This window comes from Nocardioides sp., from assembly GCF_047606145.1.
In the GTDB taxonomy this organism is placed as follows: domain Bacteria; phylum Actinomycetota; class Actinomycetes; order Propionibacteriales; family Nocardioidaceae; genus Nocardioides.
This window is the reverse complement of the sequence record NZ_JASGET010000132.1, coordinates 75,879-82,225: the sequence shown is the minus strand read 5'-3', so window position 1 is coordinate 82,225 and position 6,347 is coordinate 75,879. Positions and strand designations below refer to the sequence as shown.

The window sequence follows — 6,347 nt, the reverse complement described above, 5'->3', positions numbered from 1 at the left end:
GCGCGGCGGCCGCTGCCGCGGCACCCACCTCGCGCGGCTCCTCGGCCGCGCCACCGGCCAGCCCGTCGACCAGTGCGGCGATCGCCCTGGTCAGGGCCGAGTCCGGGGCGGTCTCCAGAAGGGTCCTCCCGGCCACCAGCGCACGATCCACCGCACCGCGATCCTCCGGGAGGAAGTCACACCCGGCCGGCCGGGTGATCGCCAGGATCATCCCGGTGATGTCCTGCTCGGTCCAGCCGAGGGTGGGACGCATCCGGTTCACCACCACATGCGCGGCAGGCGTCGTGCCTCGCTCGCGCAGATCGGCCAGTGCGCGAGCCAGTCGGGTCAGGCCGACCGGATCGGCGCCGCCGACCACCACCAGCTGGTCGGCGGCCTGGACCGCCTCGATGCTGAGCTGATTGCGGCCGGCCCGACCGGTCAGATCGGCCGCGGGCTCCTCCTCCAGGCTGAATCCGGTGTCGATCACCACGTGCCCATGCCGTCGCGCGACGGCGACCAGTTGCTCGACCAGCCCGATCCGGATCTCACTCCACCGATCCGGCCGCGGCAGGCCGGTCACCACGCCGAGCCCGGGACCGATGCTGCGCACCGCGGTGACGACCCGGTGGGCGAGCTCGCCGGAGGACTGCAGACGCGCCGCCTGGAGCAGACCGGAGACCTCGTCGAGGACGCCGAGCTGCTGGGCGATCGCGCCGCCGTACGGGTCGGCATCGAGCAGCAGCGCGGTCTCCCCACGGCGAGCGAGCTCGGCGGCGACGCCGGCGGCCACGGTGGTGCGGCCCGGGGCACCGGCCGGCCCCCACACGGTGATCACTCGGCCCGGCCGAGCCATCGCTCCGGCAGGGCCCGCGCGCCCCGCCCGGTGATCGACCGGTCCGTCGTCCGGCCCGTCCCCGAGCGGTCCATCCCCGACCGGTCCGTCGGTCCTGCCGGCGGGCGTCGGCTCGGCCAACACCGCGGGCAACGCGTCCAGTTCGTCCTCGGCGAGCAGCTGGGACAGGCCCGCGCGCAGCGCCCGCAGCCGCGCCGGGTCCTCCCCGAGGCCGGCGGGCACCACCCCGACCGGACGCACGCCGTGGTGGCGCAGCTGGTCGACGGCGAGCGGGTCGAGGCCGGGCGCGTCCACCGCGAGCACCGCCGCCTCGGCCTGCCCGGAGGAGGCCGCGGCCAGCAGGTCGTCCACGTCCACGCAGCGACGCAGCGCGACCAGGCCCGGATGGGCCTCGATCACCGCCAGCGCCTCAGGCTCCCAGCCGGCCCCGGCCGCCAGGATGAGTACGACGATCATCGACTCGGCCGGCCCACGACGGTGATCACCGGCGAGTCGAGACCCGAGACGACCCGGAAGTAGCGGTGAGCGTCGGTATCGCTGACCGCGACCGTGACCTGTGCCTGGCCGGAGCCGGAGAGCGACTCGGCGGCCGAGACCACGGCGATCACCGGCGCTCGGCCGATCAACGGCGTCCCTCGGGCATGCCCGTCGGTGCCCGAGCCGGCCCCGACGTAGAGGTCCACCACCGACCCGGTGGCGATCGCGGGCGGCAGCTGGCCCGGGTCGACCGAGACCGGCAGCTGCAGCAGACCGCTGTCGCCGACCGTGCCGACCGCGGAGCGCGGCAACAGCTCGCCAGCGCCCACCGCGCGGACCAGCTCCAGCTCGTCGGGCAGCTCCTCGCCGACCGGGAAGTATCCGGCCAGGTCATCGGCGTCCGCGAACCGGACCCTGGTGCGCGCCAGATCGGCCTGGTCGACCTGGCTGCCCGGCGCGGCCCCGGCGCGCAGCGACCACACTTCGACCGAGTCGTCGGCGGCGCCGATGATCCGGGCGCCGGCCACCACGCAGGCGGCCACGATGGCCACCCCCAGCCACAGCCGGGGATCGCGCCAGCCCGGACGGGTGGCACGCACGGCGGACGGCGCACCGCCATCGGTCCCGAGATCTCTGACCACCACCTCATCATCAGCGCATCGCCCCCGTCTGTCACCCCCGCTTTCCACAGCCCGCGTGGGCGAGATGTCAGCCGGATGCCGATTTGGGAGGATGGCGGTATGCCCGATGCCCCCCGCTTCCTCACCCTCGCCGATGTCGCCGAGGTGCTCAACACCTCCAGTGCGCAGGTCTACGCGTTGGTGCGTCGCGGCGAGCTGCCGGCGATCAAGATCGGCGGGCGGGGCCAGTGGCGGGTGGAGGCCAGCGTGCTCGAGGAGTTCATCACCAAGATGTACGCCGACACCAAGGCGTTCGTGGCCGAGCACCCGTTCCTGGACAACGAGACCGACGCCGTCGACCTGTGACCCGACGACCCGGTGCAGCGGGCTCGGCCCTCGATGGCTCGAGGCTCAGCGCCGGCGGCTGCTCACCGGGTTCACGCTCATGGTCGCCGAGGTGGCGGCCGGCGCGTTGGTGACGGCGGAGGCCGGCGTGTGCCGCTGGAAGGTCGGTGCGTCGGCCGGGCCCGCGCCGACGGCGATGATGCCCATCATGGCGGCGCCGACCGCGCCGCCTCCGAACGCGGCGGCGACGATGTTGCGCCGCAGCCGGGACACGCCGACGCCGACGTACGCCTGCGCGCCGCCCAGGCCGCCCGCATCGCTCGGCCCGCCCAGCAGTGAGCCCTTCAGCGACTCCGAGGCGCCCAGTCCGGGCTCGACACCGAGGCCGGCCAGCCGGTTCTTCAACCAGCCCTCACGCTCGACCTGGTGCTGGCACTGACAGCACTCGTGCACGTGCTCCCAGGCCCGCGACTCCTCCTCAGCCGGCAGTTGGCCGTCCAACAGCGCGCTCGCGCGAGCACCGAGGTGTCCGCCCAGCGAGCCGCCGAGCAGGCTCATGAGGCTCCGCCCCAGAGCACCTTCGGCCCGGAGTAGCGCAGCCGGCCGCCGCGCGGGGCGCGGTGGGCCAGCGCGTCGCGCAGCATCGCCCGGCCGCGATGGATCCGCGAGCGCACCGTGCCCAGCTTGGCGTCGAGGATCTGGGCGATCTCCTCGTACGAGAGCCCCTCGACGTCGCACAGCACCACCGCCGCGCGGAAGTCCGGCGGCAGCGTGGCCAGGGCTCGCTCGATGTCGTCGTCGAATCGCTGGTCGGCGTACGCCGCGTCCGGCGTGGGACCGGTGCTGGTCAGTCGCTGCGCCCGCTCGTCGGAGAGCGCGTCGAACCGGATCCGCTGCTTGCGCCGGGCCTGGTCGAGGAAGAGGTTCGTGGTGATCCGGTGCAGCCAGCCCTCGAAGGTGCCGGGACTGTAGCTGTCCAACGACCGGAAGACCCGCACGAAGACCTCCTGGGTGAGGTCCTCGGCGTCCGGACGGTTCCCGGTCAGGCGGTAGGCGAGCCGGAAGACCCGGTCGGAATGCCGCTCGACGATCTCCTCCCAGCGCAGACTGCCCTCGGACTCGGGGGCTGGTCGGGTCTGCTGGTCGGTCATCGGCGTACTCCTCATCGGGGGTGGCATCGAGCCCGTCGAACTCCTTGGTAACCAAACCTAGACCTCGGGTCTGAGAGGTCCCTGTGATTGGTCAACGAACCACCTGGCCCGGATGTTCCGACCGGATCGCCGCCGATCAACCGGGGTCGGCCCGGGTCGACACGGGGTCGACACGGGTCGCCGGACGGGGTCCACGGTGTTCCGCACCGACGGCGGGCCCGCGAACCGTTAGGGTCGTGTCGTGATCACCGCACCGTCGACCGCCAGCTGGACCTACGCCGACTCCTATGTCGCCGAGGACGACCTCCTCGCCGCGGCTCGTGCGCGCGCCGAGGAGGTGGGCGTCACCCCGATCGGCCAGGGTGGCGGCGCCGCACTGCGCTTCCTGGCCTCCGTGCTGGACGCCCGGGCGGTGGTCGAGGTCGGCACCGGCACGGGGGTCTCCGGGCTGTGGCTGCTGCGCGGAATGCGCGCCGACGGCGTGCTCACCACGGTCGACATCGAGGCCGAGCACCAGCGTCTGGCGCGACAGACCTTCACCGAGGCCGGAATCCCCACCCAGCGCGCCCGCACCATCGCGGGCAGCGCGCTCGAGGTGCTCCCGCGGCTCACCGACGGGCACTACGACCTGGTCTTCTGCGACGGCGAGAAGACCGAGTACGGCGAGTACCTGACCGAGGCGCTGCGCCTGCTGCGCCCCGGCGGCGTGGTCGCCTTCGACAACGCCCTGTGGCACGACCGGGTCGCGGACCCCGCTCAGCGCGACGAGGAGACGGTGACGGTGCGCGACCTCGGCCGCACCGTCGCCGAGCGCGACGACCTGGTGCCGCTGCTGCTGCCGATCGGCGACGGCCTGCTGGTGGCCAAGAAGGAATGGGCACCGGAGGCCTGACCGTCCTCACCGGCGATGCGGACCTCGGTGCGACCCCGGGGCGATACGAGGTTCGCCGGCGACGCTAGCCCAGCGGGTCGGCTGAGCCGAGCCAGGTGAGCAACAGCCGGGCGCCGTACCCGGTCGGGCCCGGGGTCCACTCGAAGGTGTCGGTGGGCGCGTCGCCCACCGAGGCGATGTCCAGATGCACCCACGGCAGCCCACCGGTGAAGTGCTGGAGGAAGAGTGCCGCGGTGATGGCACCGGGACCGCCGGCGGCGTTGTCGCCGTCGGCGACCTGGGAGCTCACCTTGGGCTCGTAGACCTCCGCCAACGGCATCCGCCACACCGGTTCGCCGGCAGTCTCGCCGGCCTCCCCGATCCGGGCAGCGAGACGGTCGTCGGTGGCGAAGAAGCCACCCAGCTGCTGACCCAGCGCGACCTTCATCGCACCGGTCAGGGTGGCGATGTCGACCAGTGCCGCCGGCTTGACCTTGGCCACCGCGTAGGCCATGGCATCGGCCAGCACCAGCCGGCCCTCCGCGTCGGTGTTGTTGACCTCCGAGGTCCGGCCGCCGTAGTGCGTGATCACGTCCCCGGGTCGCATCGCCGATCCGGAGACGGCGTTCTCGGCGGCGGCGATCAGGCCGACCACCTTGACCGGGCAGTCGACGGCCGCCAGCGCCGCCATGGTGGCCAGCACGACCCCGCCACCGGTCATGTCGCGCTTCATGGTCGCCATGCCCTGGCCCGGCTTGAGGTTGAGGCCACCGGTGTCGAAGGTGATGCCCTTGCCGATCAGGGCGACGGTCGGCGTGCGTCGCGAGGACCGGGCGGGGGTGTAGTCCAGTCGGATCAGGCGGGGCGGGGTCGCGGACCCCTGACCGACGGTGAGGATGCCGCCGAACCCGCCCTCGGCCAACTGGTCCTCGTCCCAGACCCGGACCTTGAGCCGCGTCTGGGCATCGAGGGCGACAGCCTGCTCGGCGAGCCAGGCCGGGCTCTCCAGTCCGGCCGGGACGGTGGCCAGGAAGCGGGCGCGCCAGGAGGCGTGCGCGATCGCCACCGCACGGTCGAGACGGTCGCCGTGCTCGGCTCCCAGCTCGGCCAGTACGAGGGCGCCTACCGGCTGCCACTCGGGGCCCTCGGAGCGCCAGTGGAAGACGAAGCTGCCGAGCGTGGCACCGGCGACGAACGGCTCCAGCGCGATCCCCGGGTCGGCTGCCGGGATGGTGGTGACCACCGCCGTCCGATCTCGGGTGGCCCGGGCGAGAGCGGCGCCGGCGCGCCGGAAGTCGGTACGCCGGCCGGCGCCGATGCCGACCAGCAGCACCTGCCGCAACGCACCGGTGTGGTCGGTGCCGGCCACCGGGCAGGCGGTGACCTCGCCCGCCTTGCCGGTCGCACCGGCGAACTCCAGTTGGTCGAGCAGCCCGTAGCGGGCGTCGAGCTCGTCGGCGCCGGGGCCGAGCACCAGGCCGCCGGCCTCGGCCGCGACCGGCAGAGCGATGATCTCCGCGGTCGCCGGGTCCGGCGCGGTGCTATCGAGCTCGAAGGTCGGCGGGGTCGGTTGCGGCGGAAGCTGGTTCATCGAGATCACCGAGAGTTCACAGCGGGCGACGGACCGGTGGCCGGGTCAGCCGACGACCTCCTTGAGGGCGTTGCCCAGGTCCGCGGCCTCGTCGGCGTTGAGCTCGACGACCAGGCGACCGCCTCCCTCGAGCGGGACGCGCATCACGATGCCCCGACCTTCCTTGGTGACCTCGAGCGGACCGTCTCCCGTCCGTGGCTTCATCGCCGCCATGCGGCACCTCATTCCGTGTCTCGCGTTGTGGCTTGCCGGGTCGAGGCGACCCGGATCGCATCGTGTGAGCTTCATTATCCCTCATCGAGCCGACAGCTCCGACACCGCCGCTGCGCGGTCCACAGGCAGTGGCGATCGACCGCCCCGCCGACGCCCTGCGCGAAGCTGCCGCGAACGCCTGGGGGGTGGGAGTCCCTGAGCATCCGACCTGCCTCCGCAGCCCGGCACCAGGAACGTTTCGCTA

At 73.2% G+C, this 6,347-nt stretch carries 8 protein-coding genes; 2 read left to right on the top strand and 6 right to left on the bottom strand.

Annotated elements, in window-relative coordinates:
- Together QM638_RS17795 and QM638_RS17790 are read right to left on the bottom strand one after the other, a co-directional pair.
- Nucleotides 1-1,291, bottom strand: a 1,291-nt coding sequence (locus QM638_RS17795; RefSeq protein WP_415144083.1) for an AAA family ATPase, incomplete at its 3' end; no start/stop codon positions are given.
- Nucleotides 1,288-1,953 (bottom strand): hypothetical protein, encoded by a 666-nt coding sequence (locus tag QM638_RS17790; protein ID WP_415144081.1) that lies wholly within the window; start codon nt 1,951-1,953, stop codon nt 1,288-1,290. The genes QM638_RS17795 and QM638_RS17790, both read right to left, overlap by 4 nt.
- 99 nt (nt 1,954-2,052) lie before the next feature.
- Here QM638_RS17790 and QM638_RS17785 point away from each other — a divergent pair, with 99 nt between their 5' ends.
- Entirely contained in the window at nt 2,053-2,298 is a 246-nt protein-coding gene (locus tag QM638_RS17785; RefSeq protein WP_415144079.1) for a helix-turn-helix domain-containing protein, read from the top strand.
- Nucleotides 2,299-2,343: 45 nt separating this feature from the next.
- Here the strand turns inward: QM638_RS17785 and QM638_RS17780 are convergent, their stop codons facing one another.
- Nucleotides 2,344-2,835, bottom strand: coding sequence for a hypothetical protein (locus QM638_RS17780; RefSeq protein WP_415144077.1), 492 nt, complete (start codon nt 2,833-2,835; stop codon nt 2,344-2,346).
- Nucleotides 2,832-3,428, bottom strand: coding sequence for an RNA polymerase sigma factor SigE (gene sigE / locus QM638_RS17775; protein ID WP_415144075.1), 597 nt, complete (start codon nt 3,426-3,428; stop codon nt 2,832-2,834). Before sigE ends, QM638_RS17780 begins: the two co-directional genes overlap by 4 nt.
- A gap of 244 nt (nt 3,429-3,672) precedes the next feature.
- On the opposite strand from sigE, the gene QM638_RS17770 reads away from it, so the two are divergent.
- The gene (locus QM638_RS17770) at nt 3,673-4,320 is read left to right on the top strand and encodes an O-methyltransferase (RefSeq protein WP_415144087.1); all 648 of its coding nucleotides are present in this window, start codon (nt 3,673-3,675) and stop codon (nt 4,318-4,320) included.
- Between the two features lie 64 nt (nt 4,321-4,384).
- Here the strand turns inward: QM638_RS17770 and QM638_RS17765 are convergent, their stop codons facing one another.
- The gene (locus tag QM638_RS17765) at nt 4,385-5,890 is read right to left on the bottom strand and encodes a leucyl aminopeptidase family protein (RefSeq protein WP_415144073.1); all 1,506 of its coding nucleotides are present in this window, start codon (nt 5,888-5,890) and stop codon (nt 4,385-4,387) included.
- Between the two features lie 45 nt (nt 5,891-5,935).
- On the bottom strand, nt 5,936-6,103 hold the full coding sequence (locus tag QM638_RS17760) for a DUF3117 domain-containing protein (protein WP_415144071.1): 168 nt from the start codon (nt 6,101-6,103) through the stop codon (nt 5,936-5,938).
- Nucleotides 6,104-6,347: the final 244 nt, after the last annotated feature.

Bases quoted from the DNA above. Each gene is read 5' to 3' on its own strand.
- QM638_RS17785 (WP_415144079.1), top strand. From the start codon at position 2,053: ATGCCCGATGCCCCCCGCTTCCTCACCCTCGCCGATGTCGCCGAGGTG.
- QM638_RS17765 (WP_415144073.1), bottom strand. From the start codon at position 5,890: ATGAACCAGCTTCCGCCGCAACCGACCCCGCCGACCTTCGAGCTCGAT.
- QM638_RS17780 (WP_415144077.1), bottom strand. From the start codon at position 2,835: ATGAGCCTGCTCGGCGGCTCGCTGGGCGGACACCTCGGTGCTCGCGCG.
- sigE (WP_415144075.1), bottom strand. From the start codon at position 3,428: ATGACCGACCAGCAGACCCGACCAGCCCCCGAGTCCGAGGGCAGTCTG.
- QM638_RS17760 (WP_415144071.1), bottom strand. From the start codon at position 6,103: ATGGCGGCGATGAAGCCACGGACGGGAGACGGTCCGCTCGAGGTCACC.